Source organism: Lysobacter sp. TAF61, from assembly GCF_052113485.1.
Taxonomy (GTDB): Bacteria; Pseudomonadota; Gammaproteobacteria; order Xanthomonadales; family Xanthomonadaceae; genus Lysobacter_J.
The window spans coordinates 1-20584 of the sequence record NZ_JBFRDH010000001.1 but is presented as its reverse complement, the minus strand read 5'-3'; the positions used below and the strand labels follow the sequence as shown (position 1 = coordinate 20584).

Below are 20584 nucleotides of genomic sequence, written 5' to 3'. Positions count from 1 at the left end.
CTTGCTTGCTGGCGGGTCGCGTCAGCGGCCCATGTTCAAGGTGGCCAGCGCGAGTTCCTTGGCGCTGTTGAAGACCTCGACGTTGGCCTGGTAACTGCGCGAGGCCGAGATCAGGTCGACCATCTGCGCGACCGGATCGATGTCGGGTGCGTACACGTAGCCCTGCGCGTCGGCGAGCGGATGGCCCGGTTCGTAACGCTTGAGTGCGGGCGCATTGCTCTGGGTGATTTCCTTGACCTGCACGCCGGCCAGCTCCGGGCTGCCTGCGACCGGATCGGCGGAGAACACCGGCTGCCTGGCGCGGAAGACCGCATCGGGCGAACCGGAGATCGAGTCGGCGTTGGCCAGGTTCGAGGCGACCGTGCTCAGGCGCACCGACTGCGCGTTCATCGCCGAACCGGCGACGTCGAAGATCGGCAGGTTGCTCATTGGCCGGTGATCGCGGTCAGCATCGAGCGGACCTTGGATTCGACGAACGACATCGACGCGCGGTACTCCAGCGTCGCCTGCGCGAAGGCGGCGTTCTCGCGATCGCCATCCACGGTGTTGCCGTCGAGGCTGGGCTGGCTGGACGCGCGCGTGTAGCGTGCCGCGGCGGCGGCGCTGCCGATCGCATCGCCGCCCGTGCCCGGCTGCAGCGCGGCCTGCAGCGCGCCATTGAAGTCGAGGTCCTGCGCCTGGTAGTTGGGCGTGTCGGCGTTGGCGATGTTGGCGGCCAGCACCTGCAGGCGCTGTTCGCGCAGGGCGAGCGCAGTGCCGTGGATGCCTAGGAAGTCGGACATGGGCCCTCCGGGGGCGGGTTCTCCCCCCGGATCAGGCAAGCCACGTGCCAGACGCCGCGCGCAGGCGGCCAGCTGGGCTCAGCGCAGCGCGCCGATCCGCGCCGCCACCCGTTGTGCCAGCTCGCTTTCCGAGTACTTGGGCACGAAATCGTCGGCGCCCACGCGTTCGACCATGGCCTGGTTGAACACGCCCGACAGCGAGGTGTGCAGCAGCACGAACAATCCGCGCAGGGCCGGGTCGCGACGGATTTCCGTCGTCAGGGTATAGCCGTCCATCGCCGGCATCTCGATATCGGAGATCACCATCGCGTAGCGCTCGCACGGCGACTGGCCGGCCTGGACCAGCGCTTGCAGGTGGTCCAGCGCCTGGCGTCCGTCCGACAGCAGGGTCGATTCCAGCCCCAGTTGCTGCAGCACCGCCCGGATCTGGTTGCGGGCCACGCGCGAGTCGTCGACCACCAGCACCTCGCGCGAGCCGCCGTGGACGGGGAGGGCGGACAGGTTGCCGGCATCGCTCGCCCGCGGCACCGATTCGGCGAGGACGCTTTCCACGTCGATCAGCTGGATCAGTTCGCCCTGGTGGCGGGTGACGCCGGTGAGGTAGTGGCTGTCGCCGCCCAGTTCGGGCGGCGGCTGGATCTGTTCGACGGCGATGTTGACGATGCGGTCCACACCGGCGACCAGGAATCCCTGCACCGAACGGTTGAACTCGGTCACCACCAGGTATCTGGGTTCGCCGCCGTCCTCGCCGGCATGGCCGATGACGCGGGCCAGATCCAGCACCGGCACGGTGCGGCCGCGCACGTCGGCAGCGCCGGAGAAGGCCGGTGGCAGCTGCGGCAGGGTGAACAGCGGCGGCCGCGGCAACACCTCCTGCACCTTGAACACGTTGACGCCAAAAAGCTGACGCGAGCCCAGGCGGAACAGCAGCAGGGCCAGCCGGTTGTGGCCGGCCAGGCGGGTACGTTGGTCGATGCGGTCGAGCAGGTCCTGGCTCATGCCCCGTTTTGTCGGCCTGCGCGGGCGTTCCTTGAGTCGACGTACACGCTTCGTCGTGGCACAGCGCTTGCAGGCACCGGGGGATGCATCCGCCCGTCGAGGCAGCCCCGGTCATGCCACACCTTCCAACGCGATCGCCATCAGTGCGCCGGACCGCCGGTGCCCGTGCCGTCGCGATGGCGCTGCTTGCGGTCGCGCTGATGGCGATCGCCGCTGCACAGGCAGCCACGCCGCAGCCGCTGGCGTCGATCCGCTCGGCTGCCATCGCCGCGGTCGGGGCAGGCGATGCCCAGGCCGAGGCCACGCTCGACCCGGCGCTGCACCTTCCGCAGTGCCGCCAACCCCTCAAGGCCGTCGCCTCCGGGCCGCGAACCGCACAGGTGCGTTGCGACGACGCCCCGGGCTGGCAACTGTATGTACCCGTGCGAGTCCGCCGCGAGGCCGACGTGGTCGTACTGACGGCCCCGGCCGCGGCCGGCGTCGCCATCGCCGCCAACCAGCTGTCCGTGCAACGCCGCGATATCGGCCGCGCCGGTGGCGCCACCTTCAGCGACCCGGCCGCACTGGTCGGGCGCACGCCCAACCGCGCACTCGCAACCGGCGCGGTTCCCACCGAGGCAGATCTTTCGACCGGCAGCCCCCTTCGCCGCGGCGACCCCGTCGTGCTGGTGTCGCGCACCGACGGGGTAGAGGTCCGGATGCAGGGCCGCGCGCTCGGCCCGGACCGCGCCGGCGGCATGGTGACGGTGGAGAACGCCACCTCGCGCCGCGTCCTGCGCGGCCGGGTCACGGCCCAGGGTGAGGTCGAGGTCATTCCATGAAGAGGCGCGCCTTGAAGTGCCGCCCCCAGACAGATGAACGGGGATCCCTCAAGTTCCCCCATGCCGTGCCGTTACAGTGTTCGACCGAGCCACCCAGGAGCGTGCCATGACCCACAAGATCGACGGCGGATTGCCCGCCGCCAGACCGCCGGAAGCCGCCGTGACGTCGGCCACCGCGCGTGCCGGCACCGAGCGCAACGCGCCGGTCGGCGCGACCACCGCCACCGACAGCGTGCGCCTGACCGGCGAAGCCGAAGGCCTGCAGGCGCTCGAGCGCCAGCTCGGCAACGGCCCGGCCAGCATCGACATCGCCCGCGTCAACGCCGTTCGCAGCGCGATTGCCGACGGCAGCTACCGCGTAGATTCGCAGGCCATCGCCACGCGCATGCTCGACCTCGACCGCGAGCTGAGCAAGTAACGATGGGCACCGCCATCGACGCATCGCTTGAAGCACTGGAGCAGGCGCTGGTCGCCGAGCGCCAGGCGCTGCTCGCCCATGACGTCGATGCCTTGCTTGCCTCAACCGCTGCCAAGCTGATTGCCCTGCGCCATGCCGAATCACTGGCACCCGACGCTGCCGCTGCCGGTCGCCTGACCGAGTTGCGCGCGCTCAACCAGGCCAACAGCGTGCTGCTCGCGCGCCGACGCCGCGAAGTGAACTGGGCCTTGCGCCACCTCGGCCGCATCGAGTCGACGAGCGTGTACGATTCCACCGGACAGCCCGGCGCCCGCCCGCAGGCGCGCTGTCTTGGAGTGGGATGAACCAACCCGGCACGACAAAACCGACTTCGACCTGGAGCGACGACATGCTCTGGGCGCTCAGCGTCACCGATAACGCGGTGATGCTGGTGGACTGTGCGGGCAGGGTCACGCTGGCCAATGCCGCGACCCGCGCGTTGGCCGAGCGCGTCGAGTCCGGCGCAGCACCCGAGTACCTGCTCAACCTGCTGCCCAAGGACGCCTGGACGCTGGCCTGCCAGTCCGGCAGCTGGCATGGCGACATCACCACACCTTCCGGCGTCCTGCTTGCAATCGCGCTGCACCACGACGAGCAGGCTGGGCCCGCCGGTCACGCCGGCATGGTTCGCAGCTTCGTGACCTTCGACGACCTGTCGGCACGCAACGGCCGCGAGCGCGAACTGCAGCTGCGACACGACGAGTTGCAGAACACCTACCGCCGCCTCGCCGGCACGCAGGAACAACTGCTGCAATCGGAGAAGATGGCATCGATTGGCCAGCTGGCCGCCGGCGTCGCCCACGAGATCAACAACCCGATCGGCTACGTGCATTCCAACCTGGGCACGCTGCAGGAGTACATCGGCGCGCTGTTCGCGCTGGTCGAGGCGCACGAGGCCGCACTGCAGTCGGCCGATCCCGCCGCATGCCGTGAAGAAGTGCGGGGCAAGCGTGACCGCCTCGACATCGACTTCATCATCGGCGACCTGCCCAAGCTGCTGGCCGAATCGCGCGAAGGCATCGAGCGCGTCACCAAGATCGTGCACGATCTCAAGGACTTCTCGCACACCGGCCGCGACGAGGCGATGCGCCCGTCGGACCTGCACCGCGGCCTGGAGTCCACCCTCAACATCGTATGGAACGACCTCAAGTACAAGGTCCGTCTGGAGAAGCACTACGGCGAGCTGCCGCTGGTCGAATGCCATCAGTCGGAGATCAACCAGGTGCTGATGAACCTGCTGATCAACGCCGGCCAGGCGATCACCGAGCGCGGCAGTATAGTCATCGCCACCGGCGCCGAGAGTGGCGAAGCGTGGATCAGCATCGCCGACAGCGGCTGCGGCATCTCACCCGATGCATTGCAGCGCATCTTCGAGCCGTTCTACACCACCAAGCCCATCGGCCGCGGCACCGGCCTGGGCCTGGCGATCGCCTACAGCATCGTCGCCAAGCACCACGGCCGCATCGAGGTCACCAGCACGCCAGGCGCCGGCAGCGCGTTCCGGGTGGTATTGCCGGTGGTCCAGCCGCGCGACGCCGAAGGCGCCTGACCTGAAGCGCGGGGAACCCCGCCGTCAGAACCCTTCTTCGCCTGCGGCGCGCCGCTCGTGCGCGCGGAATGCAGCCTGGATGTGTTCGCGCAGTTCGTCGTCGTTCCAGGGCTTGGTCAGGAAACGATAGATCGCGCCCAGATTGATTGCTTCGGTGATCGTCGCCAGGTCCGTGTAGCCCGACAGCACCATGCGGATCGTGTCGGGGTAGAGGTCGCGCACGCGCGCCAGGAACTCGGTGCCGGTCATGTCGGGCATGCGCTGGTCGGACACGATCACCTGGACCGCGTTGCTCGCCAGCAGGTCGAAGGCCTCGCGCACGCTGCTGGCGGTGAGGATGTTGTAGCCGTCGCGACGGAACAACCGCGCCAGTGAACGCAGCACGTTCTCCTCGTCGTCGAGCAGCAGCACCGTGCGCTCGGGACGGGTCGCGGCGAACGCACCCGGCAGCAGGAAACGGCGCCGGATCAGGTCGTCGAGCTCTTCCGCCGGCAGCGGCGGGCTGAACAGATGGCCGACGAAGAAGTCGCAATGGTTGCGGCGCAGGAAGCCCAGCTCGGCTTCGGTCTCCACGCCCTTGGCGGTGACCTTCATGCCCAGGCGATGGCCCATCGCGATGATGCCGCGCACGACGGCCGCGCTGCGCGGATCGCTGGCGACATTGCGGAAGAAGCTGCGGTCGATCTTCAGCCGGTCCAGCGGGTACTGCGCGAGCGAGGCGAAGCTCAGACCGCCCAGGCCGAAGTCCTGCACCGTCAGCGTTGCGCCGAGTGCGCGCAGGCCGACCAGCGTTTCATGGATGCGGTGCGCATCGAGGGCGAGCGCACTTTCCGAGATCTCGAACTCCAGCGATTTGCCGGGCAGGTTGAAGCGGTGCAGCAGTTCGCCGATCTCATCGAGGCAACGCGGCTGTGCCAGCAGCGGGCTGGCCAGGTGCACCGACAACGTCAGGTAATCCAGCCCCTGGTCGCGCCACTGCGCGAGCTGCCGCGCCGCCGCCTCGGCGACCCAGGAACCCAACTGCGCCGACAGGCCAACGCGCTCAACGATCTCCAGGAAGCGGCTCGCGCGCAGCAGGCCATTGCCCGGCGTGTCCCAGCGCAACAGTCCGCCGAACCCGATCATGCCGCCGTCCTGTGCGTCGATCAGCGGCTGGTAGAACAGGTGCAGCTCGCGGTTGTCCATCGCCTCGACAAAGCGCTCGGCGAAACCGTCGTTGGGCGCCTTCTTGTCGGCGTTGGCGGAATACAGGCCGACGCTGTTGAGGCCTTGCCGCTTGACGTCCAGAAGCGCGCGCTCGGCACTGGCCAGCAGCGACGGCGCATCGTTGGCGTGATCGGGGAACACCGCGATGCCGATCGACAGCGTCACCGGCAGCGAGTACGGCGGGATCCACAGCGGCGTCTCGAAGGCGTCGCGCAGCATCTCGGCCAGGGCCTCGCCGTCGGTCTCGCCGGGCAGGTAGCGGATGCCGGCGATGAACTCGTCGCTGTTGAGCCGCCACAGCCAGCTCTCGTCCGGCATGGCCTTGCGCAGGCGCTGGGCGATCGCCGCCAGGGCCTGGTCGCCGACCGCCTCGCCCATGTTCGAGTTGACCGAGCGGAACATGTCCACATCGACGTGCAGCAACGCCAGCTGGCGCTTGGTCGCACGCGCCGCGGCCAGCTCCTTGGGCAGGCTCGGCCCACCGGCGCCAAGCCGGTAAAGCAGGGTCACGGGATCGACAGGAATCCCGCTGAGCGCGTCGTAGGGTTGCTTCATCGCGACAGGGTAGCGTTTTCGTGCGCCGGCGCGGAGGGGCAGGGTGGTGCACCGGCTCTGGAGCGGCGGTACCCTTCGCAGCGGGACAGCTCAACGAAGGGACGTCACCATGCTCAAGGTCTACGGCTTTTCGAAGGTCAATGCCGGCGCGCGCGGGTTCACACGCGATCTGCGCGTTCTGTGGGCGCTCGAAGAGATGCAGCTTCCGTTCGAGCTGGCCGGGATGGACCACCCCGCGCACGACCTGAACACCGAGGAATATCGCCGCCTCAGCCCCTTCGAACAGATCCCGTCGATCTACGACGATGGACTGGCGATGTCCGAGTCGGCCGCGATCGTCTTCTACCTGGCGAAGAAGTCCGGCCGCCTGATCCCTTCCGACCGCGCCGGCGAGGCGCAGGTCATGCGCTGGTGCTTCGCCGCGATGAACACGGTCGAGCCGCCGCTGCTCAGCCTGCTCGTCCTCGACTGGAGCGCCGACGGCGGTTGCGGCAAACACCGCGAGTTCTTGGTCGGCTGGTCGGATCGAATGCTGAACAACCTGCAGCGCTGGCTTGCCGACCGCGAGTTCGTGGCGACAAAGGATTTCACCGTCGCCGACATCCTGCTGGTGCACGTCCTGTCGGGCATCAAGGACGAGCGACTGATCGCGCCGTATCCGGGCGTCGCCTCGTATCGGGACCGTTGCCTGGCCAGGCCCGCGTGGAAGCGGGCAATCGAGGCGTACTGCGCGCGGGTCGAACCGGCATAGAGGGCAGGACCATGAAACGCACCTGGACGATCATCGGCGTGGCGGATGTTGCCCGCAGCTTCGCGTGGTACCAGACGCTCCTTGGGCTGCCCACCAGCAGGCCTGCCCACGACTTCTTCGGGCAGATCCTCGACACAGACGGGACCGTCCTGCTCTGTCTTCACCAATGGGGCGCCCATGAGCACCCGACGCTTTCCAGCCCCGACCGCGCCGAGCCTGGCAACGGCCTGCTGCTGTTCTTCCGCGTCGATGACTTCGACGAGGCCCTGGATCGCGCGCGCGGCCTCGTCGAAGCCCTGGAGGAGGAGCCCAACGTGAATCCCAGCACGGGCACCCGGGAAATCGCATTGCGCGACCCCGACGGGTACTACGTCATGCTCAGCGCGCTGCCGGCGGCCTAGCGGCCACGCAGGGCAGGGGGGAGCCCCCCGGCGGGGGCACTTCGATTTGCCCCCTTTGTCCGATTAGTATTGGGCCGGTTCGATCGCAAGGGGGCGACCACGAATGCAGGCACTATTCCACGAGGCACTCAGATGCGCCTGCTGCGGTATTGGAGGGCTCGTCACTGCCGCAGCGGTCACCCGCGCCTTTGACGCGGGCTCGCTGGGGCAGAGCAGATTGCTGCTGCGGCTCTGGCTGGATTGAACCTTCGCAAAGCAGTCATCGGGACTACCGGTAACCGTCCAGATAGACCGGTGGCAGCTCCCTGGCTTGCTGCATCCACTCCTCCACGGCCGGGCGGCTCAACAGGCGCGAAGCCCACTCCACGCTCAAGGGATAGGCGCGCAAGTCCGGCGCATGCGCCAGCAACCGGATGACCGTGGGCACGAATGCCAGATCGGCCAGAGACAGCTGACCGACCAGATACGGTCCACCACAAAGTTCGAGGGTGGACTCCCACGTCGTGGCGACGCGCTCAGATTCGGCTTGCTCGTTCGCGGTAATCGCGCGGCGATCCGGATAAAACGCGCTTTCGAACGACAGCCGCGCACAAAGGCCCGACAGCCCGGCGTGTTGCCAGGCCAGCAATGAGCGTGCAGTGGCGCGGACCGCGGGGTCGAGTGGAAGCAGACGGCCCCCCGAAAGATCATTGGCATATTCCATGATCGCCAACGAGTCGTAGATCACGTGGTCGCCTTCGACCAGAACCGGGACAGCGCCGGGCGGCGAGAACGCCTGGATGCGCGCGAGGTTGTCGAAACGCTGAGGGACGCGAATGTCGACGATGCGCTCCTCGAAATCGATATGCGCTTCCTTGAGTGCGAGCCAGGCGCGAAACGCCCAACTTGAGGCATTGCGCGTGCCTGAATACAGGATCCTGCTCACCATTTCCTCCAGACCGACGGGCTGCGGAATGCAAGCCCGCGCACAGCACGGCGCGTCACGAAAGTGAATTGTGGTGCGCAATACGGCCCGCGCAGTGTGCCGTCAGTCACAACCAGTCAGATCCTGAAGTAGGCGTGCGAGCGTCGCGTCGGCCGGGCTCACCAGGTTGGAAACAGTTCGCCAGGAGGCAGGCCCAGGGCCAGTCCAACCATGAGGCGCAGGCGCGCCTTCAAAGGAGACAAATGCCCCACCGGCAGCAGGCCCCGTTCGAGGAGATGAGTCTCGGAACCCGATCCGCGATAGGTCGAAGTAAGCACCGGACCGGCGCCACAGCGGGTCGCAAGGACAACGGGAAGCCGTCGAGCGAGCTTCACCAGAACTTCGGCAGCGCGGGGCGGAACATGACCGCCCCCCATCCCCGCGACGACCAGACCATCGGCGTACTCGCCAGCGGCTTCGGCCAGCCGCCCATCATCGCCGAGGCCGATGTACAGCAGCTCGACCCGCTGCTCCAGGCAATCGGGCCGCCCAAGCGGCGGTCCTGCGCGGTCGCCACCCCATAGCCGCACACGCCCTTCGCCAACGATGCCGACGGGCCCGCAACCCGGGCTGGCGAACGCAGCCGGCCTGCTGGAATGCGCCTTGGTCACCCAGCGGGCGCAATGCACTTCGTCGCCCAGCACCACCAGCGGTCCATGCCGCGCAGCGTCCTCGTGGGCTGCCACCGCGATGGCAGCGGAGATGTTGGCGGGACCATCCGCGCCAGGCATTGCACCCGCTCGCATGGCGCCCGTCAGCACAACAGGCATCCGCGCCGACGAGATGAGTTCGAACAGGTAAGCGGTTTCCTCGAGACTGTCCGTTCCCTGGCTGATCACCACCGCGTCGATCTCGTCCCATTGTTCGAGTGCATCAACCTGCTGGATCAGGCCAAGGACGTCATTGGTGCTCATCGCCCGGCTGGGCACCGTCGATGCGTCCAGTGCGCGAATCTCGACACCCGGAGGAACGAGCACCTCCGACAGAAGCTCCGCGGCATGCCTGCCGGGGCTGAATCCGCCATCGCGTTCGCGAACACCCGAGATGGTGCCACCGCATGCGATCAGTGCGATGCGGCGGGGGATACGTTTGCTGTTATCCATTGTGGCCTCGGCAGTAGGGATCCGTGGCCGCGTTCAGCCACTGACGGGACCAATGGCATATGGCCGAAGCACCCCCGCGGATATATAACAGCACTTATACACTATCGGAGCGTCGCCATGCAGGCGTGGACGCGAAGGGCTCCCCCAACGTGGTTGCAGCAGAGGATTGCCATGACCAGGAAGATCGAGAAAGTCGGGTTGGATGAAAAGTTCAGTCGTTTCAACGAACACTGGCGCCCGAAGACGGTGGCGCGGCTGAATGGGCAGGAGATGAAACTCGTCAAGGTCAAGGGCACGTTCCCTTGGCACACCCATGAGGTTGAGGACGAGATGTTCCTGGTCTGGCGCGGAGTCTTCCGCGTCGAGTTCCACGACGCCGTTATCGAACTGCGCGAGGGCGAGATGCTCGTCGTTCCGCATGGTGTCGAGCATCGCACCGCTGCCGACGAAGAGGCAGAGGTCGTGATATTCGAGCCCGCCGCAACCCGCAATACCGGAAACGTCGTGGACGCCGTCTTTACGGCACCCGACCAAGTTCAAATCTGACCGGGAGATCAACGTGAGAACGTGGCAAGGACTGTGCTGTGCGGGGCTGTTGGCGATGACCGCGGGGGCCGCCCATGCGGGCTGCGCCACTGGCGTTCACGGCAACGACGCTGGAGATCGCGTGGTTATCACCAACCCTGTCGGGACGAACTCGAAGACCCGGTATACCTTCCTGGACGGCCGCAAGGGCGACGTCAACGGCGACGACACATTGGTCCGCTGCGAGAACGACCAGGTTGCCGTGAAGGGCATGGATGGAAAGTTCGCTGCATGGAAACGGGTCGAGATCAGCGAGACGGCGGTGCACTTCACCAGCCATGGGACGAAGCTGTCCGGCGTTCTGATGGAACCCAGCCATCCGCAGGGCAGGCCGCCACTGGTGGTCTTCGTCCATGGCTCCGAGCGCTGGCCCGCGATCGGCTTCTACTACCCCTACGTGCTCGCCGCGCAGGGTCTGTCCGTGCTCGTATACGACAAGCGAGGCACCGGCAGTTCGGAAGGCGAGTACACCCAGAACTTCGAACTGCTTGCCGACGATGCCGTCGCCGCCCTGGACGAGGCGCGACGGGTAGCGGCGGGACGCTATTCGCGCGCGGGCTACTTCGGCGGAAGCCAGGGCGGCTGGGTCGCGCCACTCGCCGCCAGGCGGGCTCACGCCGACTTTGTCGCGGTCGGCTTCGGGCTGGTCATGACGCCACTGGAGGAGGACCGGGAGCAGGTGTTCAAGGAGCTGCGGGAGAAGCACGCCCCGCCGCAAACCATCGCCGATGCGCGTGAAGTCACCAACGCTACCGGCGCGGTCATGGCCTCGCACTTCACGAGCGGCTACGACCAGCTGACGCGGGTCAAGAAGCGATTCGGTTCCCAAGCATGGTTCAACGAAATCAACGGGGAGTTCACCGGACGAATCCTGCGGGATGACGAGGCCGACCTGCGCCGCACCGGTGCGGCGCGCATGGACAATCTCAACATCATCTGGGAGTACGACGCGCTTGCGGCCATCCGGGCACTGGACATCCCGCAACTGTGGGTGCTCGCTGGCGAGGATCGTGAAGCACCCGGTACGGTGACGAGAGAACGTCTGATCGACCTGGTCCATGCGGGCAAGCCGATCGATCTGTACGTGTTCCCGCGAACCGACCACGGCATCAACGAATTCACCGAGGACGCCGACGGGAAACGTCACTTCACCCGCGTCGCCGACGGCTACTTCCGCCTGCTCGGCGACTGGATCAAGCAGGACATCAAGCCAGCGTACGGCCGGGCGGAGCAGATCCACTAGCGCTTGCCAATGACCGTGGCGATGCGCCAGACAACCTGTCTGAGCGTCGCGACAACCATCCATCAGGGGACCCCCATGTTGAAAAGCTTTTCCCTCGTTGCCGCGATATCGCTCGCGCTCGCTTCGACTCCTGCGCAGGTTCGGGCCACGCCTTCCGCATCGCCCGAGGCGACCTCCAACGCTCCCGCCTGGATCGCCAGAAGCAACGCTGATGCGCAGATCCTGCTCGACGTCACCGCACGGTTCAGCCCCGAGGATGCGTCCGATTTCGGTGCGGCCCAGTACGACGCAAAGGTGATCGACCTCAAGCCGCAGGCCAGCGCACGCATGCGCGAAGCATTACTGGCGGCGCGCGGCAAGCTGCAGTTGCGCCTGAAGGCAGAGAAGGACCCCAATGTCCGCCAGGACTTGTCGATCCTGATCGACCAGATCGACCTGCAGGTCGAAGACGTGGACCTCAGCTCGAAGTACCTGCTGCCCTATACCGACGTTGGCCAGGTGATGTTCTACGGCATATTCGTGCTGCTCAAGGACGAAGCCGATCCCAAGCGCCGGCCTGCGGCACTCGAACGCCTGAATTGCTACGCGGGCTTGACCCCGGGTTGTGAGCCAATTGCCGAACTGGCCAGGGCGCGCACGATGGAGCGGCTCGACGACAAATCCCTGCTGGCGCCTTACCGGGGCGAGGTCGAGCAGAAGCTGGGAAAGACCGACAAGTACATCGGCGGGCTGCGCGAGCTTTTTGCCAAGTATCAGATCACCGGTGCCAAGGCCCCCTTGGACAAGCTCGAAGCGCAGATGAAGGCGTATGACGCCTGGACCCGCGAGACCGTATTGCCACGCGCCCGTGACGACTTCCGGTTGCCGGAGGCGCTGTACACGCACCGGATGAAGCAGTTCGGGCTGGTGGTGGATCCGGACCTGCTGATCAAGCAGGCGATGCTCGAGTTCGCCGAGACGCGTGCAGCGATGCAGATGATGGCGCCGATCGTGGCCCAGGCCGAGGGCATCGGGGCGACCGACTACCTGGGGGTCCTGAAGGGCCTGAAGGCCAGGCAACTGGACAAGGATTCGGTACTGCCGACCTACCGCCGGGCCATCTCCGGTATCGAGGCGGCGATCAGGAAGGAGCGCATCGTCGCATTGCCACAGCGCAGCATCGTCATCCGCATTGCCTCCGATGCCGAGAATGCCGCGATCTCGTCGCCGCACATGGACCCGCCGGCCTTCATCGACAACCAGGGCGAGCGCGGCACCTTCGTGCTGACTACCAGTCACCCGGGTACGGGTGGTAAAGCGGGTGAAGCCTACGACGACTTCACCTACGAAGCCGCGTCATGGACCCTGACCGCCCATGAAGGCCGGCCCGGTCATGAGCTGCAGTACGCGGGCATGATCGAGCGCGGCGTGTCCTTGACGCGCGGCCTGTTCGCATTCAACAGCGTCAACGCCGAAGGTTGGGCGCTGTACTCGGAGATGGAGATGCTGCCGTACGAGCCGCCGGCAGGGCAGTTCGTCGCATTGCAGTTTCGCCTCCTGCGCGCGGCCCGCGCTTTCCTGGACCCGATGCTGAATCTGGGCCTGATCACGCCGCAGCGCGCACACGACGTGCTGGTGAACGAGGCAGGCTTCTCCGATGGCCTGGCCAAGCAGGAGATCGACCGCTACACCTTCCAGACCCCTGGCCAGGCGGCGGCGTACTTCTACGGCTATTCGCGAATCATGCAGTTGCGCCAGAGCACCGAGCTGACCCTGGGCGACAAGTTCGACCGCCAGTCCTTCAACGACTTCCTGGTGGCGCAGGGCATGCTGCCGCCGGACCTGATCGCCGAGGCAGTACGCAACGAGTTCATTCCGTCCCAGCTCAAGAATTGATTCGAGAAGGAACATGGGCAATCGCGCAAACATCGCCGTGTACGGTGCCAGCGGCCATACCGGTCAGCTGGTTGCAACGGAGCTTTCACGTGCCGGCCATGTGCCGCTCCTCGTGGGGCGCGAGATGCAGGGGCTCCAGCGGGTCGCCGACCGCCTGGGCGGCAACGCACGCACAGCCGTTGCCGCCGTCGACGATCCGGCCGCACTCAACGTCGCGCTGGCCGGGGTGGATGTGCTCATCAACTGCGCAGGCCCCCAGAGCGACACCGCCTATCCGCTGGCGCTCGCTGCGATCAACCACGGTGCCCACTACCTCGACACCAACGCCGTGGAGCAGTTGACAGCCAAACGCCTGTTCGACGAGTTGCACGGCGAAGCGCGCATGGCCCGCGTTGCCATCATTCCCGGAATGGCGACGTTCGGTGGTCTGGCCGACCTGCTGGCGGGGCGGGCCGCGCGGGACCTCGGTTCGGTCGACGAGGTTTCCGTGGGATACCTGGTGACCGGTTGGATCCCGACGCGGGGGTCGCAGGCCACGGCGCGCAAATCGCAGGGCACGCCGCGGCTGAAGTTCAGCGCGGGTCAGTTCTCGACCGTGGCCGAGCCACCGAGCGTCGGCACTTTCGACTTCGGCCCTCCGAACGGCGTGCGCGAGGTTGTCGCCCGCTATCCTGGCGTGGAAGTAGCCACGATTCCAATGCACGTGGCAGCGCAGCAAGTGACGGTGCAGATGGCGCTGTCGACCGTGCAGGAGTTCCGTGCCCACGACCCGGAAGTGGCTGCGCAGTCGCCGGCGGCGTTACGCAAGCAGACCGGCTATCTGGTCGTGGTGGCACTTCGTCATGCCCGCGGCGAGAAGAGGATGCAGGCGCGCGGCACGGACATCTACGGTTTCACCGCAACCATGATGGCCGCCGCCATAGAGCGCATGGGTCCCGATTTCGCCCGGGTCGGCGTGTTGAGCCCCGGCCAGGCGTTCGATCCGGAAGAATTCCTCAATGAGCTTTCGCACCGTGGCTTGCGTGTCCAGATGGAATGAACTGCGCTAAAGGCTGACCGCGTAGCCCCGGCGTCAGGCTCAGCGCGATGCAGGCGGCCAGGAAAAGGGCCGAAGTGCTGGATGCCATACATGGGTGTAATCCTCGGATCACTCGTTGCGTTGCGGAAATCCAATAGCGCTTATATATTCGGTGTTCACCATCTTCCGCCTGGGCTGACCGGACAGACTGTCATGAGCATCAAGTCTTCAACCCTCGGAACTCTGCTCCGCAACCTTATCGAGCATCTCGACGGGGCTGTCGAAGAAGCCTATTCAAAGGTCGGGCTGGACTATCGGCCTCGCTACACGCCGGTCATGCGGGCATTGTTGGAACTGGGTCCGTCATCCATCCGATCAATCTCAGAGCACGCGGGCATGACGCACTCGGCGACCAGCCAGACGGTCTCGCAAATGGCGAAGCAGGGTCTCTTGCGCCTGCGGAGCGGTGATGACGGGCGCGAGCGGATCGTGGAGTTCACCGCAGCGGCGAAGCGGATGATTCCGCAGCTTGAGCAGCATTGGTCTGCCACCGAGAAAGCGGCCAGGTCCCTCGAGAAGGACATGTCAATGCCGCTGTCCGCCGTACTCAGGGATGCCATCGCCACCCTGGACAAGAAGTCCTTTGCAAGCCGCATCGAAGAGGCGCATCGAAGTCTCGCGAAGGCCCGCAAGAACAGTTGAAGGGCAGGGTTCGCGGTCACAGCGCCGGTACTCATGTTTCCACCTCTGCAGAAGATCCCACGCACTCGCGGATTGGCCGCAATAACACACGAAAAACTGCACGAAAGCGACACCGGTATCTTGAGAAGATCATGATCGGCGCTGCAGCTTGGCCAGGTCTCTCGCGCACTGGTCTTCGTCATCGAAGAGGCGCTGTTGCCGACCTCAAGCATCTTGAGGACACAATCATCGACAAACGAGGAACTTGCTGTGCCTGAAATCCTTCCGCTGGGTGATCCGCGGCTGCGGCAGCTGAGTGCTGCCGTTGGGATGGGCGATCGAACCCTTTCCCGCCACTTCACCGACCTGGCCGCCGCCCTGTCGGATTTTCGGGCGTCGCATGGCTGGGGCAGGGCAGTGGCTCTGCCCCAACTGGGCGTTCCCAAACGCGTCATTGCCTTTGACCTGGGCGATGGGCCCTTCTTCATGGTCAATCCGACAATAAGCTGGATCAGCCGGGCGGAGTTCGAGGTCTGGGATGACTGCATGTGCCTTCCCGAGATCGCAGTCCGTGTCCGACGCAGCCGCTCGCTGAGCATTTCGTACCTTGATTCCGAAATGCGGCACGCGCAGCTCGATCACGTCGCCGAGGACCTTTCCGAACTGATCCAGCATGAGATGGATCACCTCGATGGCATCCTGCTTACGGATCGAATGCTTCCTGAGTGGGGAGTGGTTGCGAGATCGGCACGGGAGCGCGCCACGAAGGTTCACCTGTTGCGGAAGTGAACACGTCTCCCACATGTGCCAGCAACCCGTCGCGTCCAACCGCGACGTCGCTGGCCAGAACGTGACCGTCGGGGTAGTCCCCATTGTTCTGCGCCCGGAAGGGAATGGGCGCCTCGTCGAAGAGCCGGGCAAGGCGCAGCCGCCACGCAGCTTTCGCTGCGTCCACGCTTTCTGTGGTCATGCGGCCGGTTCCATAGATGGCATGCGTGGGCAATACGTCCATGCCCGGGAAGAACAACGTGCCGTGTGTAATGGGGAACAGCAACTGGTCGAGCGGGCCGTTGATGCCTCGCTCCGAGTAGTCCAGGGCCGGACCGCCGACCGTCACTGAGAGCAGCGCTCGCTTTCCCTTGAAAGCCCCATCGCCGTAGCGGTATCGGTTCCCGGCATCCCGGTACCCATACGCCAGACCGTAGGCCCAAACACGGTCGATCCAGCCCTTGAGGATGGCAGGCACGCTGAACCACCACAGCGGAAACTGAAGGATCACGGCGTCGGCGGCGAGCACCTTGTGTTGTTCGCCGGCGATGTCGGCGACCTGCTGCCCACTGGAGTAGGAGTGTCCGGACTCTTTCACGAAGTCCAGGCGCTCCGGATCGGCCCGGCTGGGAAAGTCCCATTCGTCATAGATGGCTTTCCAGCCCATCGCGTAGAGGTCCGACAGCAGCACTTCGTGCCCCTGCGCCTCAAGCACCTGTATCGCGTCTGCGACCAGCTGGCGGTTCAGCGAAGCGGGCTCGGGGTGCGCGAGCACGATCAGTACCTTCTTCTTCATGTGTTCAACCTTGCCGGGAGCGAAGCAACTACCCGGCACTGTCCGACACCGCGGACCGTCGGTGAAACTGCGAAACTTTTTGGCTACCATCCACACCATGGATAGCAGGCGCTTGGATCTGAATCTGCTGGTAACGCTTGAGGCACTGCTGATCGAGCAGAACGTCACCAAGGCCGCCGCCCGCCTGCATCTGAGCCAGCCGGCAGTGAGTGCGCAGCTGAGCCGGCTGAGAGACCTCTTCGATGATCCGCTACTGATTCCAGCGCAGCGGGGGATGACACCCACTGCCAAGGCCATCGACCTTCTCGAACCATTGCGGCAGGCGTTGGACCAGGTGCGGGCAACGGTGCACGCAAACCAGGGCTTCGACCCCTCCAGCGCCAACGTGGTCGTCTCGATTGCCTGTACCGACTATCTGCAGGCGGCGGTGGTGAAGCCACTGGTCAGGACACTCAGGGAGCGAGCGCCGTCCGCACGGTTGGCGATCCGGAATCTGGACGCCTCGCAACTGGAGGCGCAGATGGAAAGAGGGGAGGTCGATCTGGCATTCATGACAACGCAGACAGCGCCGCCGGACCTTCGCGCCAGACGCTTGTTCGACGAGCGTTACGTGCTCATCGGTCGAAAGATGCACCCCCACCTGCGGGACCAAATGACGGTCGAAGCGTTCTGCGAGCTGGAGCACGTGATCGTTTCTCCGAGGGGAAACGGATTCGTCACGCCCGTCGATTCCGCCCTGGATGCACTGGGGCGCCGCCGCAACGTCGTTCTTTCGGCGGCCTCGTTCCTGTTCGTTCCGCAGATCGTGTCGCAATCGGATTTTGTCGCGCTCGTCCCCGAGCGGCTGGTGCTGGACCAGAAGGACACGCTGCAACTGATCGACTGTCCACTGCCCGTTGATGGCTTCACCGTGGCAATGGTCTGGCATGAGCGCGCCCACAACCACCCCGCGCAGCGCTGGATCCGCGAAACGGTTGTTTCCCTGTTCGATCATTGACCCAGACGAACCGGCAATCCTCCGTTGATGCCACTGATCGGCAATGTCGATCAATCGGATCGGAAATTCCTGCTTTTCAGATTTCGCCCCAGGTCGCAGAGTCTTGCCGTCATCGAAACGGACATTGACCGGGACCAGCGCTTGAGCAACCAATCGGAATCAGAACGCACCATCATCGTCGGCGGCAGCTCGGGCATGGGTCTGGCGCTTGCGCGGGCGCTCTTGGCTGACGGCGACGAGGTCGTAATCGTCGGCCGGACCGAGACCAGGCTCGCCGCCGCGCGCGTATCGCTGGGCCATGCCGATCGCCTGACGACACTTGCGGCAGACATCACGCAGGAAGAGCAGGTGGCCCGCCTCTTCGATCGGATCGGACCGGTGGACCACATCGTAACCACGGCCGCCGATATCGAAGGGGCCTATCGGCTGCTGCCTGACATGGAGATGCAGGCCGCGCGCAGGGTCGTCGATTCCAAGTTCATCGGGCCCCTGTTGCTGGCGAAATATGGCGCGCCGAAACTGTCACCGCGGGGGTCGATCACGTTCACCTCCGGCATCGCGGCCTATCGTCCCGCGGCGCGCGGGTCGGTGGTAGCGGCGATCAATGGCGCACTCGAGTCGCTCACCTACGCGCTGGCCGTCGAACTGGGCCCCATTCGCGTGAATGCCGTCTCGCCGGGCTGGGTGGACTCACCGCTGTGGGACTTCGTTGCCGGCGACAAGAAGAAGGAAACACTGGAAGCCATGGCAGAACGCTTGCCCCTGGGGCGCATTGGGACGCCGGAGGATATCGCTGACGCGATTCGATTCCTGATGCACAACGCATTCGCGACCGGCAGCGTTCTGCATGTCGACGGTGGCCATCGATTGGCGTAAGGGTCGAGCGGGGGAGGGCGCTCCCGGCAGAATCGTCAACCCTGCAATCGGGAGCCTTCGCCCTGCGCGGTGCTGGCGTGGGTATCGCCCAGTCCATTCCTGGCCGCGTCCAGGAATTCCGCCAGCGGCGGGGACGGATCTCGCCGCCCGCGCCACAACATTGAAATCGGCACCGCACCAGCGCCTTCAACCCATGGCAAGCGCAGCGTTTCCAGTTCGACGCGACCCAATGCCGCACGGGGCAGGACCGCGCAGCCCACACCGCTGACCACCAGCGATTGAATGGCAGCCAGGCTGCCGAATTCGCCGACCACGCGCGGGATCGATCGGCGGAACGCCTGCTCGAACATCGACTGGTACACACAGCCAGGCCCTGTCACCAGGAAGGGCTCGCAGGCCAACTCTTCTGTCGTGACCGACGCGCGACGTCGCAAGGGATGGGAAGCTGGCGCGATAGCGATGAGGTCCTCGTGGCCGACGATCTCCCCCTGCAGCTCGGCGGAAGCCGGCGGCTCCCCGAACGCGAAGGCGACATCGAGCTCACCCGATGCAACGGCCTCACGCAAAGCAGCGCTGTTTGCGGAACTCAGCTGGAACCGGATCGACGGGTGTGACTTGCCGAAGGTCGCCAGCAAGGTCGGAAGCTTCGTCGAACATAGCGTCTCAAGCGCCCCGACCCTGAGCGTCCCCGACATCGCCGTTGCCCGCCCGCGGAATGCAGCGCGAACTTCCTCTGCGGATGCCAGCAACTCGCGTGCGTGCGGGCACAGACGATGGCCGGCGTCGGTAAGGCGAAGGCGGCGCTGCGAGCGATCGAACAAGGCTACGCCGAGGTCCGCTTCGAGCGCCTGGATCTGCTCGGAGACACTCGATTGCGCCAGGTGCACGTGCTGGGCGGCCCGGGTGATGCTCAACGACTCGGCGACGACCAGGAACGTTTTCAGGTGGCGGAGCAGCATGGCGCCGATTATATCCCAGCGCTTGTATATGCCAGACAGGGCCACGGAGTACACATGGTCGAGCGGGCCCGATGTTCGGGTCGATCGGCTACCGCCTTGAACGCCATCTACTTGAAGCCTCGCCCGGCAGCTTGATCGCATGGTACGTGCACTACGTGCGATGTATCGGACACTCACCCGGGCGCCTTCGGGCCCTTAGCGCCACCGACAGTCCGACCATGATCCAGAACACGTTCGTGGCTGCGGAAGGAAGCGCCTGGTAGTACAGGCTGTTGAGCAGAATCAGGGCGCTGCCGGCGATGTTCAGGATCGGCTGGAGCGCACGCTACTTGGGGCGGTCTTCCTGACGATGATGGTGCTGCCATTCATCGCGGTGCTCACGCCGTGGCTGTCGTTCGTTGACTACCGGCTGCTGTCCTGGGCAGGACAGACCGGCGTGGCAATGTCTGCAATGACTGCATGGTTGTTCTGGCGGTCGCACCGTGACCTGAGTGCAAACTGGTCTCCTTCGCTCCAGGTCCGTGAAGGCCATGAACTGATCACCTCCGGAATCTACGCCCATGTTCGCCATCCGATGTATGCGGCAATCTGGCTGTGGGCGCTTGCGCAGGCGTTGCTGGTCCAGAACTGGATCGCCGGGCCGCCGGCCTTGCTCGCCTTCGGCATGATGTACGCGCATCGGCGCAAGGCCGAGGAAGCGATGATGATCAATCAGTTCGGCGAGGCCTACTGGACCTATGCCGCCCGGACACCGCGGCTGCTGCCGCGTCTGTTCGAACGGAGCCGGTGATGGGGCCAGGACAGCGAACGCGTTGCAGACGACATGGCGGAGACTGCGGAGGCGGACGTCCGACCGGGGCAAACGTGCAGGGGGACCGGAACCGCCTGGACGATGCGACCCAGCAGCGGCGTCTGGCCGAGCGGCAGGAGTGGCGGACGGTACTGGGCGGGGGTTAGGGGGCGAACATGCGTATTGCTCGCCTCACGCCACTGCGCATAATGCATATCGACGGGACTGCCTTAGGGCAGGGCACAATGACCGCTTCCGACTGCGGTTTCAACCGGTGGATGCAACAGATTGTTGAAATCGTTCGGCCGGTGTTTCGTAGCCTAGCGTCTTCCGGGGCCGTCCGTTCAACTCTCTGGCCACGGCGTCAAGCTTGGCCTGCGTGATCGTGGACAGATCGAGACCCTTGGG

At 65.5% G+C, this 20584-nt stretch carries 23 protein-coding genes and 1 pseudogene; 15 read left to right on the top strand and 9 right to left on the bottom strand.

What is annotated here, in order from left to right:
• Positions 1 to 21: 21 nt before the first annotated feature.
• The 3 genes from flgC to AB4Y64_RS00110 form a co-directional block, all read right to left on the bottom strand.
• Positions 22 to 429: a flagellar basal body rod protein FlgC gene (gene flgC, locus AB4Y64_RS00120; protein WP_441814430.1), complete on the bottom strand. Its 408-nt coding sequence runs from the start codon at positions 427 to 429 to the stop codon at positions 22 to 24.
• On the bottom strand, positions 426 to 782 hold the full coding sequence (gene flgB, locus AB4Y64_RS00115; RefSeq protein ID WP_441814429.1) for a flagellar basal body rod protein FlgB: 357 nt from the start codon (positions 780 to 782) through the stop codon (positions 426 to 428). The genes flgC and flgB overlap by 4 nt, the downstream gene beginning before the upstream one ends.
• Before the next feature lie 78 nt (positions 783 to 860).
• Complete coding sequence (locus AB4Y64_RS00110; protein WP_441814428.1) at positions 861 to 1781, bottom strand: chemotaxis protein; 921 nt, start codon at positions 1779 to 1781, stop codon at positions 861 to 863.
• 143 nt (positions 1782 to 1924) lie between these two features.
• On the opposite strand from AB4Y64_RS00110, the gene flgA reads away from it, so the two are divergent.
• The 4 genes from flgA to AB4Y64_RS00090 all read left to right on the top strand — a co-directional run bounded on the left by flgA (position 1925) and on the right by AB4Y64_RS00090 (position 4608).
• Positions 1925 to 2602 carry a flagellar basal body P-ring formation chaperone FlgA gene (gene flgA / locus AB4Y64_RS00105; RefSeq protein WP_441814427.1) on the top strand — a complete coding sequence of 226 codons (678 nt, stop codon included), beginning with the start codon at positions 1925 to 1927 and terminating at the stop codon, positions 2600 to 2602.
• Between the two features lie 106 nt (positions 2603 to 2708).
• Positions 2709 to 3020: a flagellar biosynthesis anti-sigma factor FlgM gene (gene flgM / locus AB4Y64_RS00100; protein ID WP_441814426.1), complete on the top strand. Its 312-nt coding sequence runs from the start codon at positions 2709 to 2711 to the stop codon at positions 3018 to 3020.
• 2 nt (positions 3021 to 3022) lie between these two features.
• Positions 3023 to 3364 (top strand): flagellar protein FlgN, encoded by a 342-nt coding sequence (locus AB4Y64_RS00095; RefSeq protein WP_441814425.1) that lies wholly within the window; start codon positions 3023 to 3025, stop codon positions 3362 to 3364.
• A gap of 44 nt (positions 3365 to 3408) precedes the next feature.
• Positions 3409 to 4608 (top strand): ATP-binding protein, encoded by a 1200-nt coding sequence (locus tag AB4Y64_RS00090; protein ID WP_441814424.1) that lies wholly within the window; start codon positions 3409 to 3411, stop codon positions 4606 to 4608.
• A 24-nt stretch (positions 4609 to 4632) separates the two neighbouring features.
• Here AB4Y64_RS00090 and AB4Y64_RS00085 read toward each other — a convergent pair whose 3' ends face one another.
• Positions 4633 to 6369, bottom strand: a complete 1737-nt coding sequence (locus AB4Y64_RS00085; protein WP_441814423.1) for an EAL domain-containing protein — start codon at positions 6367 to 6369, stop codon at positions 4633 to 4635.
• A 109-nt stretch (positions 6370 to 6478) separates the two neighbouring features.
• Here AB4Y64_RS00085 and AB4Y64_RS00080 point away from each other — a divergent pair, with 109 nt between their 5' ends.
• Positions 6479 to 7120 carry a glutathione S-transferase family protein gene (locus tag AB4Y64_RS00080; protein WP_441814422.1) on the top strand — a complete coding sequence of 214 codons (642 nt, stop codon included), beginning with the start codon at positions 6479 to 6481 and terminating at the stop codon, positions 7118 to 7120.
• Between the two features lie 11 nt (positions 7121 to 7131).
• Positions 7132 to 7521 (top strand): VOC family protein, encoded by a 390-nt coding sequence (locus AB4Y64_RS00075; RefSeq protein ID WP_441814421.1) that lies wholly within the window; start codon positions 7132 to 7134, stop codon positions 7519 to 7521.
• A 268-nt stretch (positions 7522 to 7789) separates the two neighbouring features.
• Here AB4Y64_RS00075 and AB4Y64_RS00070 read toward each other — a convergent pair whose 3' ends face one another.
• On the bottom strand, positions 7790 to 8446 hold the full coding sequence (locus AB4Y64_RS00070; protein WP_441814420.1) for a glutathione S-transferase family protein: 657 nt from the start codon (positions 8444 to 8446) through the stop codon (positions 7790 to 7792).
• Positions 8447 to 8604: 158 nt separating this feature from the next.
• Positions 8605 to 9588, bottom strand: a complete 984-nt coding sequence (locus AB4Y64_RS00065) for an asparaginase (RefSeq protein WP_441814419.1) — start codon at positions 9586 to 9588, stop codon at positions 8605 to 8607.
• Between the two features lie 171 nt (positions 9589 to 9759).
• Here AB4Y64_RS00065 and AB4Y64_RS00060 point away from each other — a divergent pair, with 171 nt between their 5' ends.
• The 6 genes from AB4Y64_RS00060 to AB4Y64_RS00035 all read left to right on the top strand — a co-directional run bounded on the left by AB4Y64_RS00060 (position 9760) and on the right by AB4Y64_RS00035 (position 15779).
• Positions 9760 to 10134 (top strand): cupin domain-containing protein, encoded by a 375-nt coding sequence (locus tag AB4Y64_RS00060; RefSeq protein WP_441814418.1) that lies wholly within the window; start codon positions 9760 to 9762, stop codon positions 10132 to 10134.
• Positions 10135 to 10255: 121 nt separating this feature from the next.
• Positions 10256 to 11416, top strand: a complete 1161-nt coding sequence (locus AB4Y64_RS00055; RefSeq protein ID WP_441814417.1) for an alpha/beta hydrolase — start codon at positions 10256 to 10258, stop codon at positions 11414 to 11416.
• A gap of 75 nt (positions 11417 to 11491) precedes the next feature.
• A complete protein-coding gene (locus AB4Y64_RS00050; protein ID WP_441814416.1) occupies positions 11492 to 13291 on the top strand; it encodes a DUF885 domain-containing protein in 1800 nt (599 codons plus the stop codon).
• Between the two features lie 13 nt (positions 13292 to 13304).
• Positions 13305 to 14330 carry a saccharopine dehydrogenase NADP-binding domain-containing protein gene (locus tag AB4Y64_RS00045; RefSeq protein ID WP_441814415.1) on the top strand — a complete coding sequence of 342 codons (1026 nt, stop codon included), beginning with the start codon at positions 13305 to 13307 and terminating at the stop codon, positions 14328 to 14330.
• Positions 14331 to 14522: 192 nt separating this feature from the next.
• Complete coding sequence (locus tag AB4Y64_RS00040; protein WP_441814414.1) at positions 14523 to 15011, top strand: MarR family winged helix-turn-helix transcriptional regulator; 489 nt, start codon at positions 14523 to 14525, stop codon at positions 15009 to 15011.
• A 309-nt stretch (positions 15012 to 15320) separates the two neighbouring features.
• Positions 15321 to 15779 (top strand): peptide deformylase, encoded by a 459-nt coding sequence (locus AB4Y64_RS00035; RefSeq protein WP_441815196.1) that lies wholly within the window; start codon positions 15321 to 15323, stop codon positions 15777 to 15779.
• Here the strand turns inward: AB4Y64_RS00035 and AB4Y64_RS00030 are convergent.
• Positions 15694 to 16554, bottom strand: coding sequence for an NAD(P)H-dependent oxidoreductase (locus tag AB4Y64_RS00030; protein WP_441814413.1), 861 nt, complete (start codon positions 16552 to 16554; stop codon positions 15694 to 15696). The genes AB4Y64_RS00035 and AB4Y64_RS00030 overlap by 86 nt on opposite strands.
• 112 nt (positions 16555 to 16666) lie before the next feature.
• Between AB4Y64_RS00030 and AB4Y64_RS00025 the strand changes: the two genes are divergently transcribed.
• Together AB4Y64_RS00025 and AB4Y64_RS00020 are read left to right on the top strand one after the other, a co-directional pair.
• On the top strand, positions 16667 to 17551 hold the full coding sequence (locus AB4Y64_RS00025) for a LysR family transcriptional regulator (RefSeq protein WP_441814412.1): 885 nt from the start codon (positions 16667 to 16669) through the stop codon (positions 17549 to 17551).
• A 27-nt stretch (positions 17552 to 17578) separates the two neighbouring features.
• Positions 17579 to 18427, top strand: a complete 849-nt coding sequence (locus AB4Y64_RS00020) for an SDR family oxidoreductase (RefSeq protein ID WP_441814411.1) — start codon at positions 17579 to 17581, stop codon at positions 18425 to 18427.
• 35 nt (positions 18428 to 18462) lie between these two features.
• Here the strand turns inward: AB4Y64_RS00020 and AB4Y64_RS00015 are convergent, their stop codons facing one another.
• Positions 18463 to 19386, bottom strand: a complete 924-nt coding sequence (locus AB4Y64_RS00015; RefSeq protein WP_441814410.1) for a LysR family transcriptional regulator — start codon at positions 19384 to 19386, stop codon at positions 18463 to 18465.
• Between the two features lie 256 nt (positions 19387 to 19642).
• On the opposite strand from AB4Y64_RS00015, the gene AB4Y64_RS00010 reads away from it, so the two are divergent.
• Positions 19643 to 20176, top strand: coding sequence for a protein-S-isoprenylcysteine O-methyltransferase (locus AB4Y64_RS00010; protein WP_441815195.1), 534 nt, complete (start codon positions 19643 to 19645; stop codon positions 20174 to 20176).
• A gap of 267 nt (positions 20177 to 20443) precedes the next feature.
• On the opposite strand, the pseudogene AB4Y64_RS00005 reads toward AB4Y64_RS00010, so the two are convergent.
• A pseudogene (locus AB4Y64_RS00005) lies at positions 20444 to 20584 on the bottom strand (IS30 family transposase); the annotation flags it as partial.